Annotated in this window: 22 protein-coding genes and 1 tRNA gene; 8 read left to right on the forward strand and 15 right to left on the reverse strand. The window is 70.5% G+C overall.

Annotated elements, in window-relative coordinates; all coding sequences use genetic code 11:
• Positions 1–122: 122 nt before the first annotated feature.
• Positions 123–1,532 carry an NAD(P)/FAD-dependent oxidoreductase gene (locus tag ACWCO8_RS27350; RefSeq protein ID WP_451034491.1) on the forward strand — a complete coding sequence of 470 codons (1,410 nt, stop codon included), beginning with the start codon at positions 123–125 and terminating at the stop codon, positions 1,530–1,532.
• A 21-nt stretch (positions 1,533–1,553) separates the two neighbouring features.
• Here ACWCO8_RS27350 and ACWCO8_RS27355 read toward each other — a convergent pair whose 3' ends face one another.
• Complete coding sequence (locus ACWCO8_RS27355) at positions 1,554–2,558, reverse strand: HNH endonuclease (RefSeq protein ID WP_451034492.1); 1,005 nt, start codon at positions 2,556–2,558, stop codon at positions 1,554–1,556.
• Positions 2,559–2,716: 158 nt separating this feature from the next.
• Here ACWCO8_RS27355 and ACWCO8_RS27360 point away from each other — a divergent pair, with 158 nt between their 5' ends.
• Positions 2,717–3,109: an SMI1/KNR4 family protein gene (locus ACWCO8_RS27360; protein ID WP_451034493.1), complete on the forward strand. Its 393-nt coding sequence runs from the start codon at positions 2,717–2,719 to the stop codon at positions 3,107–3,109.
• Between the two features lie 169 nt (positions 3,110–3,278).
• Here ACWCO8_RS27360 and ACWCO8_RS27365 read toward each other — a convergent pair whose 3' ends face one another.
• Positions 3,279–3,749: a hypothetical protein gene (locus tag ACWCO8_RS27365; protein ID WP_451034494.1), complete on the reverse strand. Its 471-nt coding sequence runs from the start codon at positions 3,747–3,749 to the stop codon at positions 3,279–3,281.
• Between the two features lie 102 nt (positions 3,750–3,851).
• A tRNA-Thr gene (locus tag ACWCO8_RS27370) sits at positions 3,852–3,925 on the reverse strand.
• A gap of 182 nt (positions 3,926–4,107) precedes the next feature.
• Here ACWCO8_RS27370 and ACWCO8_RS27375 point away from each other — a divergent pair.
• The 3 genes from ACWCO8_RS27375 (at position 4,108) to ACWCO8_RS27385 (ending at position 6,592) form a co-directional block, all read left to right on the forward strand.
• Positions 4,108–5,205: an ABC transporter ATP-binding protein gene (locus tag ACWCO8_RS27375; protein WP_362007617.1), complete on the forward strand. Its 1,098-nt coding sequence runs from the start codon at positions 4,108–4,110 to the stop codon at positions 5,203–5,205.
• Between the two features lie 203 nt (positions 5,206–5,408).
• The gene (locus ACWCO8_RS27380) at positions 5,409–5,822 is read left to right on the forward strand and encodes a hypothetical protein (protein ID WP_362007620.1); all 414 of its coding nucleotides are present in this window, start codon (positions 5,409–5,411) and stop codon (positions 5,820–5,822) included.
• Positions 5,823–5,872: 50 nt separating this feature from the next.
• Positions 5,873–6,592: a nucleotidyltransferase family protein gene (locus ACWCO8_RS27385; protein WP_362007623.1), complete on the forward strand. Its 720-nt coding sequence runs from the start codon at positions 5,873–5,875 to the stop codon at positions 6,590–6,592.
• Positions 6,593–6,670: 78 nt separating this feature from the next.
• On the opposite strand, the gene ACWCO8_RS27390 is transcribed toward ACWCO8_RS27385, so the two are convergent.
• From ACWCO8_RS27390 to ACWCO8_RS27415, 6 genes are all read right to left on the reverse strand, one after another.
• Positions 6,671–8,251: a DoxX family membrane protein gene (locus tag ACWCO8_RS27390; RefSeq protein WP_451034495.1), complete on the reverse strand. Its 1,581-nt coding sequence runs from the start codon at positions 8,249–8,251 to the stop codon at positions 6,671–6,673.
• A gap of 187 nt (positions 8,252–8,438) precedes the next feature.
• Entirely contained in the window at positions 8,439–9,398 is a 960-nt protein-coding gene (gene rlmB, locus ACWCO8_RS27395; protein ID WP_362007628.1) for a 23S rRNA (guanosine(2251)-2'-O)-methyltransferase RlmB, read from the reverse strand.
• 76 nt (positions 9,399–9,474) lie between these two features.
• Positions 9,475–10,872, reverse strand: coding sequence for a cysteine--tRNA ligase (cysS, locus tag ACWCO8_RS27400; RefSeq protein ID WP_362007631.1), 1,398 nt, complete (start codon positions 10,870–10,872; stop codon positions 9,475–9,477).
• A 121-nt stretch (positions 10,873–10,993) separates the two neighbouring features.
• Entirely contained in the window at positions 10,994–11,497 is a 504-nt protein-coding gene (ispF, locus tag ACWCO8_RS27405) for a 2-C-methyl-D-erythritol 2,4-cyclodiphosphate synthase (RefSeq protein ID WP_451034496.1), read from the reverse strand.
• The gene (ispD, locus tag ACWCO8_RS27410) at positions 11,487–12,236 is read right to left on the reverse strand and encodes a 2-C-methyl-D-erythritol 4-phosphate cytidylyltransferase (protein WP_362007636.1); all 750 of its coding nucleotides are present in this window, start codon (positions 12,234–12,236) and stop codon (positions 11,487–11,489) included. Before ispD ends, ispF begins: the two co-directional genes overlap by 11 nt.
• 391 nt (positions 12,237–12,627) lie before the next feature.
• Complete coding sequence (locus ACWCO8_RS27415) at positions 12,628–13,110, reverse strand: CarD family transcriptional regulator (protein ID WP_003953493.1); 483 nt, start codon at positions 13,108–13,110, stop codon at positions 12,628–12,630.
• 696 nt (positions 13,111–13,806) lie between these two features.
• On the opposite strand from ACWCO8_RS27415, the gene ACWCO8_RS27420 reads away from it, so the two are divergent.
• Entirely contained in the window at positions 13,807–14,487 is a 681-nt protein-coding gene (locus ACWCO8_RS27420; RefSeq protein WP_451034497.1) for a DUF461 domain-containing protein, read from the forward strand.
• 78 nt (positions 14,488–14,565) lie between these two features.
• On the opposite strand, the gene ACWCO8_RS27425 is transcribed toward ACWCO8_RS27420, so the two are convergent.
• Together ACWCO8_RS27425 and ACWCO8_RS27430 are read right to left on the reverse strand one after the other, a co-directional pair.
• Entirely contained in the window at positions 14,566–15,246 is a 681-nt protein-coding gene (locus ACWCO8_RS27425; RefSeq protein ID WP_017242433.1) for a response regulator transcription factor, read from the reverse strand.
• A complete protein-coding gene (locus ACWCO8_RS27430) occupies positions 15,243–16,478 on the reverse strand; it encodes a sensor histidine kinase (RefSeq protein WP_451034498.1) in 1,236 nt (411 codons plus the stop codon). Before ACWCO8_RS27430 ends, ACWCO8_RS27425 begins: the two co-directional genes overlap by 4 nt.
• A 263-nt stretch (positions 16,479–16,741) precedes the next feature.
• On the opposite strand from ACWCO8_RS27430, the gene phoU reads away from it, so the two are divergent.
• The gene (gene phoU / locus ACWCO8_RS27435) at positions 16,742–17,422 is read left to right on the forward strand and encodes a phosphate signaling complex protein PhoU (RefSeq protein WP_362007643.1); all 681 of its coding nucleotides are present in this window, start codon (positions 16,742–16,744) and stop codon (positions 17,420–17,422) included.
• Positions 17,423–17,535: 113 nt separating this feature from the next.
• The gene (locus tag ACWCO8_RS27440; protein ID WP_362007645.1) at positions 17,536–17,688 is read left to right on the forward strand and encodes a hypothetical protein; all 153 of its coding nucleotides are present in this window, start codon (positions 17,536–17,538) and stop codon (positions 17,686–17,688) included.
• 81 nt (positions 17,689–17,769) lie between these two features.
• Here the strand turns inward: ACWCO8_RS27440 and ACWCO8_RS27445 are convergent, their stop codons facing one another.
• From ACWCO8_RS27445 to ACWCO8_RS27460, 4 genes are all read right to left on the reverse strand, one after another.
• Positions 17,770–18,267: a GNAT family N-acetyltransferase gene (locus ACWCO8_RS27445; protein ID WP_451034499.1), complete on the reverse strand. Its 498-nt coding sequence runs from the start codon at positions 18,265–18,267 to the stop codon at positions 17,770–17,772.
• 35 nt (positions 18,268–18,302) lie between these two features.
• Positions 18,303–18,683: a VOC family protein gene (locus ACWCO8_RS27450; protein WP_451034500.1), complete on the reverse strand. Its 381-nt coding sequence runs from the start codon at positions 18,681–18,683 to the stop codon at positions 18,303–18,305.
• A gap of 293 nt (positions 18,684–18,976) precedes the next feature.
• Entirely contained in the window at positions 18,977–21,205 is a 2,229-nt protein-coding gene (locus tag ACWCO8_RS27455) for an FG-GAP-like repeat-containing protein (protein ID WP_451034501.1), read from the reverse strand.
• Positions 21,206–21,383: 178 nt separating this feature from the next.
• Positions 21,384–22,142, reverse strand: a complete 759-nt coding sequence (locus ACWCO8_RS27460) for a phosphoglyceromutase (protein ID WP_362007654.1) — start codon at positions 22,140–22,142, stop codon at positions 21,384–21,386.
• Positions 22,143–22,150: the final 8 nt, after the last annotated feature.

Genomic DNA, 22,150 nt, shown 5'->3' on the forward strand with positions numbered 1-22,150 from the left:
CGGCGTGGCGGCAACGAAATCCGCACCCTCGAACCTAGGCGCGCCCCGCACCCCACCCACCACGCCGAAAGACCCTGATCCGAGGGTCCAAGGCCCCCATCCCATCCAGTACCCTCCCGCCCATGGTCAGCAGGAGCAGCGGCAACAGCACAATCAACGGCGGCATCTCGTTCTGGTACGCGCAGGAGGGCGCCCCCGCCCCGCGCGAGCCGCTGGCCGGGGACGCCACGGCGGACGTATGCATCGTCGGCGGCGGCTACACCGGCCTGTGGACGGCGTACTACCTGAAGAAGGCGGTGCCGTTCCTCAACATCACCGTCCTGGAGGCCAAGTTCTGCGGGTACGGCGCCTCCGGCCGCAACGGCGGCTGGCTCTACAACGGCATCGCGGGCCGCGACCGCTACGCCAAGCTCCACGGCCACGAGGCGGCGGTCCGCCTGCAGCAGGCGATGAACGCCACGGTCACAGAGGTCATGGAAATCTGCAGGGCCGAGAACATCGACGCCGACATCCACCAGGGCGGTGTCCTGGAGGTAGCGCACTCGCCGGCCCAACTCAGCCGCCTCAAGGCCTTCCACGCGGTGGAGATCGCGTTCGGCGAGAAGGAGCGCGAGCTGTACGGCGCCCGGGAGACGGCGGACCGCATCCGGGTCGCCGGCGCGGTCGGCTCGTCCTGGACGCCGCACGGCGCGAGCCTGCACCCGGTGAAGCTGGTCAAGGGCCTCGCGGCGGCGGTCGAGGCGCTCGGCGTGACGATCCACGAGTCGACCCCGGTCACGGAGATCAAGCCGAAGCACGCGATCACCCCGTACGGCACGGTCCGCGCGCCGTACGTCCTGCGCTGCACGGAGGGCTTCACGGCCTCCCTGGCGGGCCAGCGCCGCACGTGGCTCCCGATGAACTCCTCGATGATCGCGACGGAACCGCTCACCGACGCCCAGTGGGCGGAGATCGGCTGGCAGGGCGGCGAAACCCTGGGCGACATGGCGCACGCGTACATGTACGCCCAGCGCACGGCGGACGGCCGCATCGCCCTGGGCGGCAGAGGCGTCCCGTACCGCTACGCCTCCAAAACGGACAACGACGGCCGCACGCAGCCCGAGACGATCGAGGCCCTGCGCGACATCCTCACCCGCTTCTTCCCGTCCCTCACGGGCATCGGCATCGACCACGCCTGGTCGGGCGTCCTGGGCGTCCCCCGCGACTGGTGCGCGACGGTCACCCTCGACCGCTCGACGGGCCTGGGCTGGGCGGGCGGCTACGTGGGCTCGGGCGTCGCCACGACGAACCTGGCGGCCCGCACCCTGCGCGACCTGATCCAACAGGACTCGGGCCAGTCGGGCCCCACCGACCTGACGGCCCTCCCCTGGGTCAACCACAAGGTCCGCAAATGGGAACCGGAACCCCTCCGCTGGCTGGGCGTCCAAACCATGTACGCAGCCTTCCGCCACGCCGACCACACCGAATCCACCACCCACACAGCAACAACGTCCCGCATCGCCACCCTGGCCAACAGACTGTCGGGCCGCTGACGCGGAGGGCGGGCGGAGGCGTCAGGGCGTATCCGGCACGGTGGGGACCGCGATGAGACGTCGGAGCTCGCCGGGTGTGGGCCATGGCGCACGGCGGTGGATCATCCGATGGCAGTTGGCGCAGATCAGAGCGAGGTCACTGAGCTTCGTCCGCCCTTCGCCCGCCTCGTGCAGCGGCACGACGTGGTGACACTCGATGTAGCCGGCGCCGCGCGGGCCGTACGTCGCTTCGAAGTCGAAGTCGCATGCCTCGCAGGCGAGCCGGCGCCCCTGGCGCAGCACTGCATCGATCTTCCGCTTGCGCAGCGCCTTGTCACGCTCACGGCTCCTGTGGAGGCGTATCAGCAACTTGCCTTCGGGCGCGCTGTAGTCGTCGTCCTCGTCCTCGGCCTCAGCGGGCAGATCCTGAAGCTCGCCCGAAGCGAGGCCCTGCCAGATGCGCCGCGCCACCTCGGCCATCTCGGCCGGCCGCGCCAGGAAGTCGTTCATGACGTCGACGTCGAGTGCGTTGCCGTTCGTCGGCTTCCCTTGGTAGTCCGGGTGCCGGGAGGTGATGTCGACTGTCTTGCGGGCGACGCCGTTGGGGTTACGGAACCGCTCCGTACGCACGTCCTCGGGGTGGATCGGCATGGTCTGCAAGAGAGCAGACAGTTCGACAACGCGCTGGTCGTTGTACTCCAGCCGCTTCCAGCCGTTGTCCATCGCCAGAGCGCAGGCAAGGATGATCTCGTCGCGCGTCCAGTCGGGATCCCTCGACGAGCGAATCACGAAGCCGAGCCGGGCAAGCCACTTGACGGCGTGAGACCGGCCCCCACTCAGCTCGTCCCACCTCAACGCCCGCCCCTGGTCGAACTTGTGCGCCACCCCGGCGATGGCCTTCGAGTCGTACGTCCGCCCCTCGTGCACGAGGAAGTACCCGGTCGCAGGCTTGTACCCGTACGCGGAGAGGAACGCGTCGCGCCCCAACTCGTCATACTCGGCTGCGGCCTTGAGGACCCCGTCCCGGCTGATCCCACCTTTATGCATGCAGGAAGGGTAGGCGCAGCCATGTACATGGCGTCAGGAAACCGGACTGCACTGGTGGCTGCTGCGGCTTCCGGACTGTAGTCGGGCAGCGGCTCGGAGAGATCGTCCAGTGGCCGGTCGGGGAACTTCCGGGCGAGGCTCACTCCCGCCGAGGCAGGGTGGCCAACGGCGGCTACGGCCCCGACTACCAGCTCCTCCCACTGGTCGGGCCGGGGCGCACGGCCCTGAGTGAGTACCAGTCCGAACGGTCCGCCTCGGCCAATGGCGAGACACCGTACTGGCCGGCGGGCCTGCTGCCGATCCTCGACTGGGGCTGCGGCATGTACGCCGCGGTGGACTGCCTCGGCGAAACCGCCACGGTCCTCCTCTTCGATCCGAACGTCCTCACGGACGACGGAGCCGCCGCCTGGTTCGTCGACGCCGGGAGCCTGTCCGAGTGGCTCGAGATCTGGCTTACCGGAACCGGGTGGTACCAAGAGGACGCCGACGAGGACGAAGAAGCGGCAGAACCAACCCCATGGGAAACGGCCGCCGCCCGAATCGCGGAGTGACCGAGCCACAGATGGCCCGCCCATGGCTGACCGCTCCTGGTCTCACCTGCGCTGGCGGGGCGCAGAGTTCGCGTTCGTCCACCGCTGTTCGTCAGCGTTGTCACACAGTTGGACGCTCACGGCGCAACGGCCAATCATGGCCGATGCCGTTGGCAGTGCCGGCTCCAGATCAGCTCCGAGACACAAGCTCGAACGTCAGTGGTGCCGCTGATTCGAGGTCGATCGTGTCTCCGTCGTCCTCGGAGAGAGCCTCGTCGGGGCAGTCAACAGGGACTACGACCAGCATCGTGTGAGGGCGGGGAAGCCACCCGACATCCTGTGGAGGGTCGTAGCGGCCGATATCGACGATTCGCACCAGCGTCTCAGGTATGCCTACGAGGCAGCTGTCACCGACGTGCAGGTTCCATGGCTCAGGATCGGTCTTGAACAGGCTCATGGTCCACTCCGGGGAGTCGGGCGACATCGCGAAGGCTCTGCGGCCGTTCCACCTGACCTCAGACTGTTGATCGATCTCGGCCCATGGCCACTCGACCGAGGCGTAGAAACGAGACACCTCGGCCACTCGGCCTTCAGCCGGCGGGCAGCTGACCCGTAGAACGTCGCCGACCTGGAACTCGTGATGCGGTGGGTTCTTGTCCATGGCTGGATCCCCCACCTTCCGGCACGTACGTCGCACGGGACGCGATCATGCCGAAGGGCCGGCCCCAGGGAGATGCCCCCGCGTGCCGGCCCTTCGTCCAAGAGCCCCCTGTCGGGTTCGAACCGACGACCCCCGCTTTACAAGAGCGGTGCTCTGGCCAGCTGAGCTAAGGAGGCAGCGAGTGCAGTGTAACCAACCAGGGACCCCGCCCGGTCGGAAATCTCGTCGGGGCCGGAGTGCTGACAGATGCCGCCACGGCAGGTAGCGTCGCCTTCAGTTCACTTAGGTGGACTAGACCTCAATCCTTCCTTTACTCGGATCGTCCGGCACGTTCCTGCCGGTGAAGGGACACGCCACCATGGCTTCTGTCACGTTCGACAAGGCGACCCGGCTCTACCCGGGTTCCGACAAGCCCGCCGTCGACCAGCTCGAGATCGAGATCGAGGACGGCGAGTTCCTCGTCCTCGTCGGGCCCTCCGGCTGCGGCAAGTCCACCTCCCTGCGCATGCTCGCCGGGCTCGAGGACGTCAACGGCGGCTCCATCCGCATCGGTGACCGCGACGTCACGCACCTGCCGCCCAAGGACCGGGACATCGCCATGGTGTTCCAGAACTACGCGCTCTACCCGCACATGACCGTCGCCGACAACATGGGCTTCGCCCTCAAGATCGCCGGCGTCAACAAGAGCGAGATCCGCGCCAAGGTCGAAGAGGCCGCCAAGATCCTCGACCTCACCCCGTACCTGGACCGCAAGCCCAAGGCGCTCTCCGGCGGTCAGCGGCAGCGTGTGGCGATGGGCCGCGCCATCGTGCGTGAGCCCCAGGTCTTCCTCATGGACGAGCCGCTGTCGAACCTCGACGCCAAGCTCCGCGTGTCCACCCGTACGCAGATCGCGAGCCTCCAGCGTCGGCTCGGCATCACCACCGTGTACGTCACCCACGACCAGGTCGAGGCCCTCACCATGGGCGACCGCGTCGCGGTCCTCAAGGACGGTCTGCTCCAGCAGGTCGACTCGCCGCGCAACATGTACGACCGCCCGGCCAACCTCTTCGTCGCCGGCTTCATCGGCTCCCCCGCCATGAACCTGGTCGAGGTCCCGATCACCGACGGCGGCGTGAAGTTCGGCAACAGCATCGTCCCGGTCTCCCGCGACGCGCTCTCCGCCGCCTCCGCCAAGGGCGACACGACCGTCACGGTCGGCATCCGCCCCGAGCACTTCGACGTCTCGGGCGCCACCAGCAAGGAAGGCCTGGCCGTCTCCGTCAACGTCGTCGAGGAGCTCGGCGCCGACGGTTACGTCTACGGCTCCGCCCGCGTCGGCAGCGAGGACAAGGACCTGGTCGTCCGCGTCGGCGGCCGCGCCGTCCCGGAGAAGGGCTCCACGCTCCACGTCGTGCCGCGCCCGGACGAGCTGCACGTCTTCTCCACCTCCACCGGTGAGCGGCTCTCCGGCTGACCCCACCTGAACCGCCCAACGGCCCCGCATCTCCTGGAGATACGGGGCCGTTCGCGTCGTCATCGGGTATGTCGACAAATACCCCGGCAGAGCGCTCAATTCGGGCACCTCGTCAACACCCGATTCGAAAAGCCGCCTCGAACCATCCCCCGCGAGAGTGACTAAATGTCGCCATATCATCACCGGCCGCTACGCTCGCCTCCGTGACGCACACTGCCCGCCGTATCGGCCGCTCTCTCGCCCTCGTCCTGCCCGTCGTCCTGGTGCTCTCCGGGACGCTCGCGGTCTCCGCCGTCCCGTGGGCCGGCAAGGGCTCCGACACCCAGATGCTCACCGCATCCTCCGAGGACGTCTCCGTCCCCGCCAAGTCCCGTGCCCCGCAGGATATTCTGCGCGACCGCCTCCTCGCTGAGCTTCAGGAGAAGGACCCCGGCACCGCGTTGACGCACCTCCAGCGCGAGATCGAGAACACGCCCTCCCTCGCCAAGCACTGCATGTCCATCGCCCGCGCCCTCGGCAAGGCCGCCGTACGCCACTACGGCCCCACCCGCGCCCAGTCCTACTCCCGCCCGGTCTGCGACACCTCGTTCGCGACCGGCGTGATGTACGCGAGCTGACGCCGCGACGCTGAACGGCTGCCTCATCCGGTGCGCATATCGTTCGCGGTATGGAAACCTCCCCGACGCAGGCCGTGGTCCTGGCGGGCGGCCAGGGCTCGCGCCTGCGCCCGTACACCGACGACCGCCCCAAGCCGATGGTCGAGATCCCCGGCACCGGGACCCCGATCATCGGCCATCAGCTGTCCTGGCTCGCCGCCGAGGGCGTGACCGACGCCGTCGTGTCCTGCGGCCATCTCGCCGAGGTGCTCCAGGACTGGCTCGCCTCCGCCGATCTTCCGCTGCGCGTGAAGACCGTCGTCGAACCCGAGCCGCTCGGCCGTGGCGGCGGCCTCAAGTACGCCGCCGCGCACCTGCCCGAGCCCGCACAGCCCTGGTACGCCACCAACGGCGACATCTGGACCCGCTTCTCCCTGCGTGAGATGGCGGCCTTCCACGCCGAACGCGACGCCACCGCCACCCTCGCCCTCGCCCGCCCCCGCATCCCGTGGGGCGCCGTCGAGACGGACACCTTCGGGCACATCACCGACTTCATCGAGTCGCCGCCGTCGCCGTACCTCATCAACGCGGGCGTGTACGTCTTCTCCGCCGCGTTCACCGAGCTGCTCCCCGACCGGGGCGACCACGAGCGCACCACCTTCCCCCGCCTCGCCCGCGAGCGCCGCCTCGCCGGCTTCCCGCTGCCCCAGGGGGCCTACTGGCGCGCCATCGACACCGCCAAGGACCTCACCGAGGCCGCCAAGGAGTTGGCCGCCCAGCGCGCCGTGTAAGAGCTCCTGAGTACGTACGCCGAAGGGCGGCACCGCCTTTGTTCGCGGTGCCGCCCTTTGTCCTGCGTACGCCTGCTCTCAGCCCAGCAAGCCGCCGATCGGGTTCCTGTTCCCCCCGCTGCCGCCCGACGACGAGCCGCTCGTCGGCTCGCTCGTGCCCGTGCCGCCGCCGCTGCCGCCGTTCGAGCCGCCCGAGCTCGTCGGGCCCGAGCTGGTCGACGGCGGGGCCGCCGGCCTCGACTGGGTCGGGGTACGGGTGCCGGTGCCCTGCGTCGAGGTCGGCCGGCTCCCCTCCGCCCGGCCGGTCTCGCGGGCGGACTCGGTCGGCTCGGCCGTCTCGTCCTTCTCGCTCTCCCCGCTCGCGCCCTGCGTCGCCGACGGCTTGGGCCGCGTGGAGGCGGACTGGGACGGGGTGCGCTCGCCGGGCTCCGCGGGGAGCGTCCGGCCGGGCAGGTGGTTGATCGGGTCGTCGTTCGGACCGGGCACGGTGACCATCTCCGCCGACCGCACCGCCCCGCCGAGCACCGAGCCGACGAGCAGCGTCAGACCGACGACGACCGAGGTGACCAGCGCGCCGCGGCGCAGGACCCGGCGGCGCAGCTCCCACAGCTCCGAGCGCGGGCCGAGCGTGCGCCAGGCCTCGCCGGCCAGGCGGCCGTCGATGGAGTAGACGGGGGCGCCGGCGATGATCAGCGGGGACCAGGCGGCCAGGAAGATGATGTCGGCCGAGTCGTAGACCGGGACGGTCTTCCAGCTGACCGTCAGGAGCAGGGCCGCCGACAGCAGGGCGCCGATGACGGCACCGACCCGCTGCCAGAGGCCGAGGACGGTGAGGACGCCGACGACGACCTGGAGGAAGGCGACGGTCAGTCCGGCGCCGACCGGGTGCTGCAGGGCGAAGTCCCGCAGCGGTTCGGCGAGGGCCCAGGGGTTCAGCGAGTTGAGCCACTTGACCATGGAGCCGCGCTCGCCGCCGTCGAAGTAGACGGGGTCGCAGAGCTTGCCCATGCCCGCGTAGATGGAGATGAAGCCGAGGAAGACGCGGAGCGGGAGGAGGACGACGCCGAGGTTCATCCGGCGCCCGGGGTAGTAGGCGTGCCGGACCGGGTCGGCGCCGTGGCGCTGCGACGCGCGGGCGCCGAACTCGTCGCCGTCCGCCCCGTCCCCGCCCCCGGCATCTCCGTACGAGCCCTGGCGCGACAGCTCGTACGGAGCCTCGTACGGCTGGTCGAAGGCGCCTTCGGCGCGGCGCATCGGGGGCAGCAGCGGCGCGTCGGCGGGGACGACGGGCGTCGGCATCGTGTCGTCGATCCGCGGGATGGCCTGCGTGGCGCCCGCGTCGAGGTGCCCGGGGGGCTCCATAGTGGAGACCGACGACTCCCGGACGGCCTGGAGCAGTCCGGTGGCCCCGGGTGAGGACTTGCCGGTCCATACGACGGGGCGGCGGCGCCCGGCGGCCCCGCCCGCCGCTGCTGCCACTCCGGCGAGGGCCGGACCGCGAGAGGCGGCGGCGAACTTCGGCTGCTGGGCCGGCGCGAGCCGCACACGGAAGCTGGCGTGGTTCACGATGACCTGCGCGGGATCGGAATCCACCTTGAGCATGCTCAGCGCGGGCTGATCGTCGAACCCCGGCCGGGGCGTTCTGGTGTCCACACTCATCTAACCGAGTGACGGGGGGTTTGGACACTGCCTTGACGGGCTCGGAATGTCCGAGACCCGTCAAGATCGCGCCATTCGTACCGGTGTACGGGAAGACGTACGTGAGGGATACGGGACGGCTACGGGAAGGCGTACGCGAAAGGCCCAGCTCAGCGAGCTGGGCCCTTCCCTGAGTGCCGTGCCGACGTCACTTCGCGCGGCGGCGGGCGACCTCGTAGAGGACGATGCCCGCGGCGACACCGGCGTTCAGCGACTCGGCGCCACCGGGCATCGAGATGCGGACGCGGTAGTCGCAGGTCTCGCCGACGAGGCGGCCGAGGCCCTTGCCCTCGCTGCCGATGACGATGACGACCGGGCCGTCCAGCGCCTCCAGGTCCTCGACCGTGTGCTCGCCGTCGGCGGCGAGGCCGACGACCGTGAGGCCCTCCTTCTGGAAGCCCTCCAGGGCGCGCGTCAGGTTGGTGACGCGGGAGACCGGCGTACGGGCTGCGGTGCCGGCCGAGGACTTCCAGGCGCCCGCGGTCATCCCGGCCGCGCGGCGCTCGGGGACGACCACGCCGTGACCGCCGAAGGCGGAGACGGAGCGGACGATCGCGCCGAGGTTGCGCGGGTCGGTGACGCCGTCGAGGGCCACGATCAGCGGGTCCTCGTGAGCGTCGTAGGCGGCCGCCGTGAGGTCCTCGGGGTGCGCGTACTCGTACGGCGGGACCTGCAGGACGAGGCCCTGGTGGTTCAGGCCGTTCGTCATCCGGTCCAGCTCCTGGCGCGGGGCCTCCATCAGGTGGATGTTGCCCCGGTCGCCGGCGAGCTTCAGCACGTCGCGGACGCGCTCGTCGTTGTCGATGAACTGCTGGACGTACAGCGTGGTCGCGGGCACGCCGTCGCGGAGCGCCTCGAAGACCGGGTTACGGCCGACGACCATCTCCGAGGTGCCCTTGGGGCCGCCGCGGCGGGGCGCGGGGCGGCGCTTGGCGGCCTGTCGGGCGATGGCGTTGGAGACGCGGAACGCCTTGTGGCCCTTGCGGTCCTCGGCCTTCGGCGTGGGGCCCTTGCCCTCGAGGCCCTTGCGCCGCTGGCCACCGCTGCCGACCGTCGCGCCCTTCTTGTTGGACGTGCGGCGGTTCCTGCGTTGGCTGTTCCCGGCCATGACTACCTAATCCTCGGTGTTGCGTGCATAGGTCTGTAAGTGAAGTGTGCCGCCCGGCTCCCCGCGCGGCACATCATCAGCGGCTGCCCAGCGTCCAGCGGGGGCCTTCGGGGCTGTCCTCGATGGCGAGGCCGGACTGGGCGAGCTGGTCGCGGATCGCGTCCGCGGTGGCCCAGTCCTTGCGCTCGCGGGCCGACTCGCGCTGCTGGAGCACCATGCGTACGAGGGTGTCGACGACGCCGTGGAGCTCCTCGCCCCGGTCGGTCTCCTCGGCCCAGTGCGGGTCGAGGGGGTCGAGGCCGAGGACGCCGAGCATGGCACGGACCTCGGCCAGGCGGGCGATGGCCTCGTCCTTGTCGTCGGCGGCGAGCGCGCTGTTGCCCTGGCGGACGGTGGTGTGGATGATCGCGAGCGCCTGCGGGACGCCCAGGTCGTCGTCCATCGCCTCGGCGAACGCGGGCGGCACCTCGGGGGCGGGCGGTACGGTCTTGCCCGCCTTCTCGGTGACGCGCTGGATGAATCCCTCGATGCGCGCGAACGCGGCCTCGGCCTCGCGCAGCGACTCCTCGCTGTACTCGATCATCGAGCGGTAGTGCGGGGTGCCCAGGTAGTAGCGCAGGACGATGGGGCGCCAGTTCTTCACCATCTCGGAGACGAGCACCGAGTTGCCGAGCGACTTCGACATCTTCTCGCCGCTCATGGTGACCCAGGCGTTGTGCACCCAGTACGAGGCGAAGTCGTCGCCGAACGCCTTGGCCTGGGCGATCTCGTTCTCGTGGTGCGGGAAGATCAGGTCGAGGCCGCCGCCGTGGATGTCGAAGGCGGAGCCCAGGTACTTGTGCGCCATCGCCGAGCACTCCAGGTGCCAGCCGGGCCGGCCGCGGCCCCACGGCGTCTCCCAGTCGGGCTCGCCGGGCTTGGTCGCCTTCCACATGGCGAAGTCGCGCGGGTCCCGCTTGCCGGAGACGCCCTCGTCGGGCTGGCGCAGGTCGTCGATGTCCTGGTTGGAGAGCTGGAGATAGCCGGGGTACGAGCGGACGTTGAAGTACACGCTGCCGTCGGCCTCGTAGGCGTGCCCGCGCTCGATGAGCCCGCGCATCATCTCGACCATCTCGGTGACATGGCCGGTGGCGCGGGGCTCGTAGGTGGGCGGCAGGCAACCGAGGGCGTCGTAGCCGGAGTTGAAGGCGCGCTCGTTCTCGTAGCCGATGGACCACCAGGGGCGGCCCTGGTCGGCGGCCTTGGCGATGATCTTGTCGTCGATGTCGGTGACGTTGCGGACGAACGTGACGTCGTAGCCGCGGTACTCGAACCAGCGGCGCATGATGTCGAAGTTGAGGCCCGACCGGATGTGCCCGATGTGCGGGGCGGCCTGCACGGTGGCACCACAGAGGTAGATCGAGACGGTGCCCGGTGTGAGCGGGGTGAAGTCACGGATCTGCCGGGCGCTGGTGTCGTACAGGCGAATAGTCACCACTCCAGGGTAGTGGGCGTGTGGTAGTGCCCCGCGACCGATTGCCGGTCGCGGGGCGAGATTTTCGTCGGACGTCAGGCGGTACGGCAGCGGTACGTCGGGCCGTACGTCAGGCCGTACGTCAGGCGGTGCGGTACACCAGCGCGGTCGCGAGGGCGGCCAGGCCCTCCGCGCGGCCGGTGAGGCCGAGGCCGTCCGTCGTGGTGCCGGAGACGGAGACGGGGGCGCCGACGGCCGCGCTCAGCGCCTTCTGCGCCTCGTCGCGGCGCTTGCCGACCTTGGGCCGTACGCCGATGACCTGGACGGCGACGTTGCCGATCTCGTACCCCTCGGCGCGGACGATCCGGGCGGCCTCGGTGAGGAGGGTGACGCCGGAGGCGCCCGACCACTCGGGGCGCGAGGTGCCGAAGTGGGCGCCGAGGTCGCCGATGCCGGCGGCGGAGAAGAGCGCGTCGCAGGCGGCGTGGGCGGCGACGTCACCGTCGGAGTGCCCGGCGAGCCCGTACTCCTCGTCCTCCCAGAGGAGGCCGGCGCACCACAGTTCGCGGCCCTTCTCGAAGGCGTGGACGTCGGTGCCGATGCCGGTCCGCGGGATCAGGGGCGGGTTCAGCGGCTCAGAAGCCATCGTTGGCCCTCCGGCGGGCGAGTACGGCCTCGGCGAGTACGAGGTCCAGCGGGCGGGTCACCTTGAACGCCTCCTCGTGGCCGGGCACGACCACGACGGGCGCGCCGAGCCGCTCGACCATGCCGGCGTCGTCCGTGGCGCCATCACCGGTGAGGGCGACGGTCGCGTGCGCGTTGACGAGGGTCTCGTAGTCGAAGCCCTGCGGGGTCTGGACGGCGCGCAGCCGGGAGCGCTCGGGGGTCGCGACGACGCTCTCGGGGTCGCCCTTCGTCGCCGCGGGCTCGACCTCCTTGACGGTGTCGGCCACCGGCAGGGCGGGGACGACGGCGACGGCCCCGTCGCGGACGGCCTCGATGACCGAGTCGACGGTGTCGACGGGGACGAGCGGGCGGGCCGCGTCGTGGACGAGGACGGTGGTGACGCCCTCGGGGAGCGCCGCGAGACCGAGGCGTACGGATTCCTGGCGGGTGTCACCGCCGGGGACGACGAGGTAGTCGGTGCGCTCGGGCAGCGCGTGGTCGTCGAGGAGGTTCTTGACCTCGACGGCGCCGTCCGAAGGAGCGACCACGACGACGAGGGAGACGGCGCGCGAGGCGGCCATCGCCCGGACGGCGTGGATGAGCATGGGGGTGCCGTTCAGCGCGCGGAGCGCCTTGGGGGCGCCCGGGCCGAGGCGTACGCCCCGGCCCGCCGCGGGGATCACCACGGCGGTCCGTGTGGGACGCGTTTCGTCAGTCATCGCTTGCACTCCGGCAGGTTTGTTTCCTCGGCGGACATGGGTATGGCCCTGGGGGTGCCCCCGGCCGACGGCTGGGGGGAGTGCCGGCGCACCGCCTTGACCGGGCCCTTTCCGTGACGACGGTCGGGGCGTGGCGCGTGGCACAAGGTCCGTGGGACGCGAGGGGGCTGGGGATACGGGAGTTTCGTGGACGGACGCGTCACGAGACGGACGTCACCTCGTACGCCGCTGCTCGACGACGCGGACGTCACCGGCGCCGCGGACGTCATCGGCACTGTGGACGTCACCGGCGCTCAGGGCTTGTGGCTCCTGAGACGAAACATGCCGCAGCGCCCGGCGGCAGCGCTGTGTGAAACACAGCACGCCAACGGGCACCGCGGCATCGCTTCATTCAGGACGCGAGGACCTCGTCGAGGAGAGCCTCGGCCTTGTCCTCGTTCGTGTTCTCCGCGAGCGCCAGCTCGCTCACCAGGATCTGCCGAGCCTTGGCGAGCATGCGCTTCTCACCTGCGGAGAGTCCGCGCTCGCGCTCCCGGCGCCAGAGGTCGCGGACCACTTCGGCGACCTTGATGACATCGCCGGAGGCGAGCTTCTCGAGGTTTGCCTTGTAGCGTCGGGACCAGTTCGTGGGCTCCTCGGCGTACGGCGCGCGCAGCACCTCGAAGACCCGGTCCAGCCCATCCTGACCGACTACATCGCGAACACCGACGAACTCCGCATTGTCCGCCGGCACACGAACCGTCAGGTCGCCCTGGGCGACCTTGAGCACCAAGTAGGTCTTGTCCACGCCTTTGATCTGGCGAGTTTCGATGGCCTCGATCAGCGCGGCCCCGTGATGGGGATAGACCACGGTGTCGCCAACCTTGAACGTCATGTGACAGGTACCCCTTCCGTGGCTATCCAGGGTAACACGGATACGGCTTCTTCTGAATGGCGTTTTCGCAGGTCAGGGCATATCTCGGGGCTTGACAACAGCGACGGGGACGTGCTGCGGAGGGCTTCCGGAGGGCGGTATTCGCAGGTCGGAGCGGCTGCGCGGACGGAGAGAAACGCGGGCGTCACGCCCGCCCGGGGGGCTCCGGAGGGGGCGGGATGCCCCGTTTTGCGGGGTTCGGAGCGTACAACCTCACGTACTCCGTTCGAGGATCGGCCACCCATGCGGATGCATCCCGGACCGAATCTCGAATTGATCACCCACAGGTGTGAACCGAGTTTTTCCGTGGGCCGGACAGTGGAATGCGAGCGCGATGCGCGCGCGATCCGAGGACGATCGCCGAATTGATCAAGTCGGTTATGTGAACAGCGCGTCAATGCGACGTGATCAGGCCATCGCGAAGCGGGTTCGGGACGGCCGCGGGGATGCTCGCGGGGAGGGGTGCCGAGGGGGCCGGCGGGAGGGTGGCGGGAGGGGTGGGGCCTGAAGGGGCGGGTCGGGTGCGGGTGGGAGAGGGTGGCTCGGTAACCTAAGCCCGCTGACGCACCTTTAGCTCGCCCTTAGCCGGTTGGTCCTGAGCTCGACTCCAGCCGACTCGTCCATGCTGTTCCGTACGTCCTAGGAGATGCCGCCGCCGTGAGCCGCAGCCTTCGACGCGGCGCCCTCGCCGCCACCGCCATCGTGATCTCGATCGCCTCGCTGTCCGCCTGTGGCGCCGGGAACAACGCGCAGACCCTCGGCGTCCGGCCGGACAACGCCGCCGTCACGGTGGAAGACGTCAAGATCCAGAACGCCCTGGTGATCACCCAGCCGACCGTCGGCGCGGCGGGTCCCGCCGTCGTCTCGGCGACGGTGTTCAACAACGGCAGCACGCCGCAGACGCTCGACTCGATCACCATGCCCGGCTCCTCCGGCCAGGTGAAGCTCAAGCCCGCCACGGGCTCGGGCCCGATCACCATCGCCGCCGGCGGCTCGGTCGTCATCGGTGGCAAGGGCAACGCCTCCGCCACGATCGAGAACGGCCACGAGGCCGTGAAGGACGGCGGCGCGCAGGAGCTCGTCTTCAAGCTGAGCCAGACCGGCGACGTGGCCCTGGAGGCCTTCGTCGTCCCGGCGACCAGCTACTTCAAGGAGTACGGCCCGACCGAGATCCCGCAGCCCCCGGCCGCGAAGCCGACCGGTTCGGCCACCGCGACGCCGACCGGCGAGGCGGGCCACGGCGCGAAGCCCGGCTCCACGGCCACCCCGACGGGCACCGCGACCCCGACCGGCACCGGCACCCCGTCGGGCGAGGCCAGCCACTCGGCCGGCCACTGACCCACACGTACGGAGTACGCCGGAGGGGCGGGCCACTGGATCACTCCAGCGGCCCGCCCCTCCGGCTGTACGCAAGGTTTACGGCTCGAACTTGTAGCCCAGGCCTCGGACCGTCACCAGGTAGCGCGGGGCGCCCGGGTCCGGCTCGATCTTGGCGCGGAGGCGCTTGACGTGGACGTCGAGGGTCTTGGTGTCGCCCACGTAGTCCGCGCCCCAGACGCGGTCGATCAGCTGCATACGGGTCAGCACGCGGCCCGCGTTGCGCAGCAGCATCTCCAGGAGGTCGAACTCCTTGAGCGGGAGGTCGACCTTGCCGCCGGAGACCGTCACGACGTGGCGGTCCACGTCCATCCGGACCGGGCCGGCCTCCAGGGCGGCGGGGGTGACCTCCTCCGGCTCACCGCGGCGGCGCAGGACCGCGCGGATGCGGGCGACGAGCTCCCGCGAGGAGAAGGGCTTGGTCACGTAGTCGTCGGCTCCTATTTCCAGCCCGACGACCTTGTCGATCTCGCTGTCCTTGGCGGTCACCATGATGACCGGGACGTTCGAGCGGCCGCGCAGCTGGCGGCAGACCTCGGTGCCGGGCAGGCCCGGCAGCATCAGGTCGAGGAGGACGAGGTCCGCCCCGTTGCGCTCGAACTCGTCGAGGCCGTCGGGCCCGGTCGCGGCGACCGCGACCTCGAAGCCTTCCTTGCGGAGCATGTACGAAAGGGCGTCGCTGAAGGATTCCTCATCCTCGACGACAAGCACTCGGGTCACGGAAGGACCTCCGGGGCAGGGAGCGGTTCGGTCATGAGATCAGGGGTGGGGGAGGTGGAGTCGGAGGAGCGGCGGTCCCGTACGGCGCCCGCCTCGGGCAGCCGCAGGGTGAAGGTGGAGCCCTGGCCTTCGGTGCTCCAGACCGTGACCTCTCCGCCGTGCGAGGCGGCCACGTGCTTGACGATGGCGAGGCCGAGACCCGTACCTCCGGTGGCACGGGAGCGGGCCGGGTCGACGCGGTAGAAGCGCTCGAAGACCCGCTCTCGGTCCTTCTCGGAGATGCCGATGCCCTGGTCGGTCACCGCTATCTCGATCAGGTCGCCGCCGGGGGCGGCCACGCGGCGGGCCGCGATGCCCACCCTCGTACGGGCCGGGGAGTAGTTGACGGCGTTCTCGACGAGGTTGCCGAGGGCGGCGGCGAGCTGGCCGCGGCTGCCCCAGACGTGCAGGTCGGCGGTGCCGCCGGAAGCCATGGTGATCTGCTTGGTGGAGGCCGTGTGCCGGGAGCGGTCGATCGCCTCGGCGACCAGTTCGTCCACCCGTACCGGCTCGGAGTCCTCCAGCGGGTCGTCGTTCTGCACCCGGGAGAGGTCGATGAGTTCCTGTACGAGGTTGGTCAGGCGGGTCGCCTCTATCTGCATGCGGCCGGCGAAGCGGGTGACCGCCTCGGGGTCGTCCGAGGCGTCCATGACGGCCTCGGAGAGCAGGGAGAGCGCTCCTGTCGGAGTCTTGAGCTCATGACTCACGTTGGCGACGAAGTCGCGCCGTACCGCTTCGATACGGCGGGCCTCGGTCAGGTCCTCGACCAGGAGCAGCACCAGGCGGGAGCCGAGCGGGGCGACGCGGGCGGAGACCGCGAGGGCCTCGCCGCGTCCGGTGCCGCGCCGGGGCAGGTCGAGCTCGACCTGCCGTATCTCTCCGTCGCGGCGGGTGTCGCGGGCCATGTTGAGCATGGGCTCGACGGCCAGCTTTCCGCCGCGGACCAGACCGAGGGCGTACGCCGCCGAGCTGGCCTTCACCACCGAGTCGCTCTCGTCGAGCACGACCGCGGAGGAGCGCAGCACGGAGAGCACGGTGTCGACGCCGGGCGGGAGCACGGCGTCGGTGTGCAGGGAGGTCCGGGTGGGTCGCGCCTGGTCGCGCTCGCTCCAGCGGAACGCCAGCATGGCGATCACGCCGGTGCACACCCCGGCGATCGCGGCCAATGCGGCGACCGCCGCGTTCACGTCCATGCCCTCAAGGTTATGCGGCACGAGAGACTCTCTCCCAGCCGTCCGAGTGGCTGCTCGAACAGTCGTCGCCCAGAGTTCACCGTGGGGACTGTACTGGTTCATTTGGACCGAACGGAGAGGCGGCCCGCGTCGCCCAGAGTTCACCGGGGCGAAAGAGCTCATTCACTTCGGGTGGAGACTGCGGACGCGTAGGGGCCCGAACGTGGGAGCGTGGGGGTCCGAGCCCGACGGGGACCCCGGACATCAGTGAGAGAGGGACATCGATGCGGGACGCGTACCACGAGGAACTTGACTCGATCGGCGAAGGCCTGGTCGAGATGGCCCGCCTGGTCGGCTCCGCGGTCGGGCGCGCCACCACGGCGATGCTCGACGCGGACCTGAAGCTCGCGGAGAGCGTGATCGCCGCGGACCAGAAGGTCGACGACCTGCAGCACGACCTGGAGGCCCGGGCCATAGCCCTGCTGGCCCGCCAGCAGCCGGTGGCCACGGACCTGCGGATCGTGGTGACGTCGCTGCGCATGAGCGCCGACCTGGAGCGCTCCGGCGACCTGGCGCAGCACGTGGCGAAGCTGGCGCGGCTGCGCTTCCCGGACTCCGCGGTCCCGCGCGACCTGCACGCGACCATCCTGGAGATGGGCCAGCTGGCGCAGCGCCTGATGGCGAAGGCGGCCGAGGTCATCATCACGAAGGACGTCGACCTGGCGCTCCAGCTGGAGCAGGACGACGACGAGATGGACCTGCTGCACCGGACGCTCTTCCAGCACCTGATCGACGACCGCTGGAAGCACGGCATCGAGACGGCCGTCGACGTGACGCTGCTTGGCCGCTACTACGAGCGGTTCGCCGACCACGCGGTGTCGGTGGCGAAGCGCGTCGTGTACCTGGTGACGGGCGAGCACGCGGACGAGCTGCAGCAGTCGGACGCCCCGGTCGAGGGCGCGTAGCCCGCGAGGGGTGACCGGACGGGTGGCGTTCGCACTCCTGTGCGCCGTTGATGCGCCCAGGGGGATGGGCATGCAATGGGGAGAGGCGACGTACGCCTCCGAGGAGGGACCCCATGGCTGATAGCGCCACCACCGACACCCAGCAGGCGATCCCGCACGACGCGGTGCTCCTGCCCGTTCTCGGCCTCAGCGGCTGCGCGTGCGGACCCGGCTGCGGCTGCGGCTGCCAGTCCGGCGGGACGTGCCAGTGCGGGGGCTGCTCCTGAGGCTCTGAGCCAGACGAACGTGCGCGGCCCCGCCCGGAGGAATCCGGGCGGGGCCGCGTGCGATCCATGGCGTCGGAGATCTCAGACGTCGAGGACGCCGACGGTCTGCGCGCCGCTGGTCTCTCCCGTCGGACGGAAGCCGAGCCCGAGGTAGAACCCCTCGGGCCCGTCGTCGCCCGGCTCCCAGGTCACGTACATCGACAGCGGCCCGCCGTCGCCGCGCCGCCGTATCTCCTCGCGTACGGCCTCGACGGCGAAACGCCCGTACCCCTTGCCCTGCCGGCCGGCGGCGATGTTGAGCCGCCAGAGTCCGCTGCGGCGGTCGTCCGGGTCCTTCTCCGGGGCCCACTGGATGTCCAGGAAGGCCATCAGGAAGCCGACGATCTCGTCGCCGTCCAGGATGAGCCGGGGCCAGGCGGTCGCACCGAAGGCGTACGCCTCCGCGAGCGAGTGCGCGACCGGGGCGACGTTCTTCTCCTGGTGGGGATGGACGCGCAGGGCGATCGCGGCGTCGACGTTGGCGGGGGTGATCTTCTCCAGCCGGACGTTCTCCGGCCGGAGTGCGGTGTCGTGGGGCATGGCACGGAGGCTATCGAGTGGATCTCCGGAGAGCTCTAGATATACGGGCGGGTGATCAGCTCGATCGCGTGACCGCCGGGGTCCTTGAAGTACACCCCTCGGCCGCCGTGCCCGTGGTTGATCTCGCCGGGGAGCCGCATCTGCGGATCGGCCCAGTGCTCGACGGAACCGTCGCAGAGCCGCTGGTACGCGCGGTCGAAGAGCTCGTCGTCGATCAGGAACGCGTAGTGCTGCATCTGGATCTCGATCTCGCCGGGCGGCGTGGCGAACTGGATCAGGACGCCGTCGGCGAGCTGGACGTTGACGAACGGCCCCCAGGACGGGGCCTCGGGGAGTTCGAGCAGCTCGCGGAAGAAGCGGGCGGACTCGGTGCTGTCCTTGGACGCGATGATGGTGTGGTTGAAGCTGACTGCCATGGGTGGAAGACCTCGCTGTGTTCGGCAGGGTGGGATGAGTGGACTCGGGTGGGGCGCACTGCCCAGGAGGTCCACGTGCCGAACGGTGGGGGTGTCGTACGCACCCCCGCTGCGGGATCAGCCTTCCACCGGCTGACCCATCCGTGTGTGGCGAAGAGTCGCCGATCCGGTGATCACGAACGTGACCTTACGCGATGGTCCGCGCCGCAACAACGGGCTTTTGGAAGGGGAATGGCCCCCTCCGAGGGGAGGGGGCCATTCCGCGCGCGTCGCGCGTTCGCTTCCGCGCCGTCCTACGCGATGTTGTTGAACTTGGTGCCCTCGCCCGCGTACAGCGGCGTCGCCTGACGGGTGAAGGGCGCGGTGACGGAGCCCGTGGAGCGGTAGACGGACGTGCCGCCCGCTCCGTACGCGATGAGGTCCGGGCGCCCGTCGTTGTCGAGGTCGCCCGCGCCGACGAGCTGGCTGAAGACCTCCCAGCCGCCGCCGACCCGCACGCGGGGGGCGAAGTTGCCGTGGCCGTCGCCCTGGTAGAGCCAGAGGACGCCGGCGGTGTCGCGGGCGATCAGGTCCCCGGCGGCGGAGCCGGCGATGTTCCCGACGGCGGTGAGCTGGTTGTAGATGCCCCAGCCGCCGCCGGCCTTGACGCGGGCGGCGAAGGGGGCGGCGGCGGAGCCCGTGCCCTTGTAGAACCAGAGCGTCCCGGCGGTGTCCGCGGCGAGCAGGTCGGTGCGGCCGTCGCCGTCGAGGTCCGAGCCGCCGGTCAGCTGGTTGTAGATGGCCCAGCCGCCGCCGACCTTGGCGCGGGGCGCGAAGGTGCCGTCGCCCTTGCCGAGGTAGTGCCAGAGCACACCGGAGCCGTCCATGGCCACGAGGTCGCCGGCCCGGTCGCCGGCGAGGTCGCCGACGGCCTCGATCTGCTTGAACATCTCCCAGCCCCCACCGACCCGGCTGCGCAGCGCGGGCTTGACCTGCCCGCTCCCCGGCCGGTCCCGCAGATCGTCCCGCCACAGCACGCCGACCGCGTCGCGGGCGAGGACGTCGGTGGAGCCGTTGTCGGTGTAGTCGTGGGGGTTGGGCGTGCGGCTGACCGTCATCTCCGAGCCCTGGCGGGCGGGCTCGCCGACGCCGTCGAGCGACGTCGCCTCGACCTCGATCGCGTACCTGCCGTTCGGCGCGTCGACGCCGTCGATGGTGCCGTCCCACGTGTAGGTGAACAGGGAGCCGGTGGCCGGGGCGTCGGCGGTCGTCCGGAACTGCTTGCCCGTGGCGACGTGCGTGAGGGTGAGGTCCAGGCGGGCGTCGGGCCGGGAGAGCGTCCAGCCGAGCGTCACCTCGCCGCCGGTCTTGTCGAGTTCAGCGACGTCGGGGACGTCGACCTGCTCGATCTTCAGAGCGGGCGGCACGGCCACCTGGCCCGTGGCGGCCACCTTGGTGACCGTCGGCGTGCCGTCCTGCGCGGCCGTGATCCGGAACAGGCCGTCGCCGTCGACGGCGTGCTTGCCGTACACGACCGCGGTGTCGTTGCCCGCGGCCGCCGCCGCGGAGCCGGAATCCAGGAGGTCGCGGATCTCGCCTGTGGTCAGGGAGACGGCTCGGACCCGCGTGGTGGGGTTGCCGTAGATCAGCCACTCGCCCACGAGTGCGGTGTACCACTCGGCGGTGTGGGCCCCCAGGACGGTCCGCTTCACCTCGCGCGTCCTGCGGTCGACGGACCGGATGATCCCCCCGGTGCCGGCCTCGTACTCGTACCAGAACACGTGCGAAGGGGAGAACTCCAGGGTGCGGTACGCGTACCAGGACTCGGTGGCAGAGTACGTCTCCGTCACCGTCGCGGTCGCCAGGTCGATCACGGCCCGGCCGCCGGTCCGGCTGTCGGCCGGCCCCGTCGCGTAGCCGACGACGACCGAGCCGTCCAGGGGCCCAGGACCGAAGTACTCGTCGGCGTCCGCGGGCAGACCCTCGATCTTGCGGGTGGTCGTCGTGCCGCCGGCCTTGGTCACGATGTGCAGCTCGGACGTGCCGTCTTCCTTGGTGAGCTGGGCGAGCACGCTCGTCGGGCTCAGCACGGACACGGAGCGGGCGTTCAGAGCGCCGAGGTCGAAGTCCACGGTCGCGGCGGCCGGATCGGCCATGTTCCGCAGGGTGAGCCCGCGCGTCTCGTCGGCCCCTCGGTGGAGGCTGACGATGTCGCTGCCCGACACGTACCAACCTCCGTCCTCGGAATCCTGGAACCGGGTCGGAGCGCTGTCGTCGTACGGCGTCCAGACCAGCTCCCGGCTGCCGTCCAGGGCGAAGGAGTACGTGAGGAAGCCAGAGGGGCCCGCGCCAGCCAGGTCGCTGCCCTTCGGGTAGACCGGAAGCGCGGCGGCCGGGTCGTCCGAGACCGGGCCCGACACGGCAACCGGGGCCGCCGCGAACGCGGTCGGCGCTGTCGCCAGCGCGCCGGCGCCCAGCGCCGTGACGGCGAGGACCGCGGTGATGGACGTGGCGAGACGCGTACCGGTGGAACGGAACTGCAAGGTGAACCCCCACGAGAAGATCGGACACGGCGATGCCGTGCCCGATCAGACCCATGATCGATTCGAATGGTTGTACGTGATCTTCGGCGGACCCTCGGACCCTCAGGCGGGCCCACCGCATGAAAAAGCCCCCTCCCCGCCGGAACCCGGCAGGGAGGGGGCTCCTTCATGCGTGGGGCTACTTCTTGCCCTGGTTCTTGACCGCCTCGATCGCCGCGGCCGCCGCCTCCGGGTCGAGGTACGTGCCGCCCGGCTTCAGGGGCTTGAAGTTCTCGTCCAGCTCGTAGACCAGCGGGATGCCCGTCGGGATGTTCAGGCCCGCGATGGCCTCGTCCGAGATGCCGTCCAGGTGCTTGACCAGGGCGCGGAGGCTGTTGCCGTGGGCCGCGACCAGGACCGTGTGGCCGTCCAGGAGGTCCGGGACGATGCCGTCGTACCAGTACGGGAGCATCCGGTCGACGACGTCCTTCAGGCACTCCGTGCGGGGGCGGAGCTCCGGCGGGATCGTCGCGTAGCGCGGGTCCGCGGACTGGGAGAACTCCGTGCCGTCCTCGAGCGCCGGCGGCGGGGTGTCGTACGAGCGGCGCCAGAGCATGAACTGCTCCTCGCCGAACTCCGCGAGCGTCTGCGCCTTGTCCTTGCCCTGGAGCGCACCGTAGTGCCGCTCGTTCAGGCGCCAGGAGCGGTGGACCGGGATCCAGTGGCGGTCGGCGGACTCCAGCGCCAGCTGCGCCGTGCGGATGGCGCGCTTCTGGAGGGAGGTGTGCAGTACGTCGGGCAGCAGGCCGGCGTCCTTGAGCAGCTCACCGCCGCGGACCGCCTCCTTCTCGCCCTTCTCGGTGAGGTTGACGTCCACCCAGCCGGTGAACAGGTTCTTCGCGTTCCACTCGCTCTCGCCGTGGCGGAGGAGGATCAGCTTGTACGGTGCGTCGGCCATGCGTCCGA

The sequence above is a fragment of the Streptomyces sp. NPDC001927 genome, from assembly GCF_053594455.1.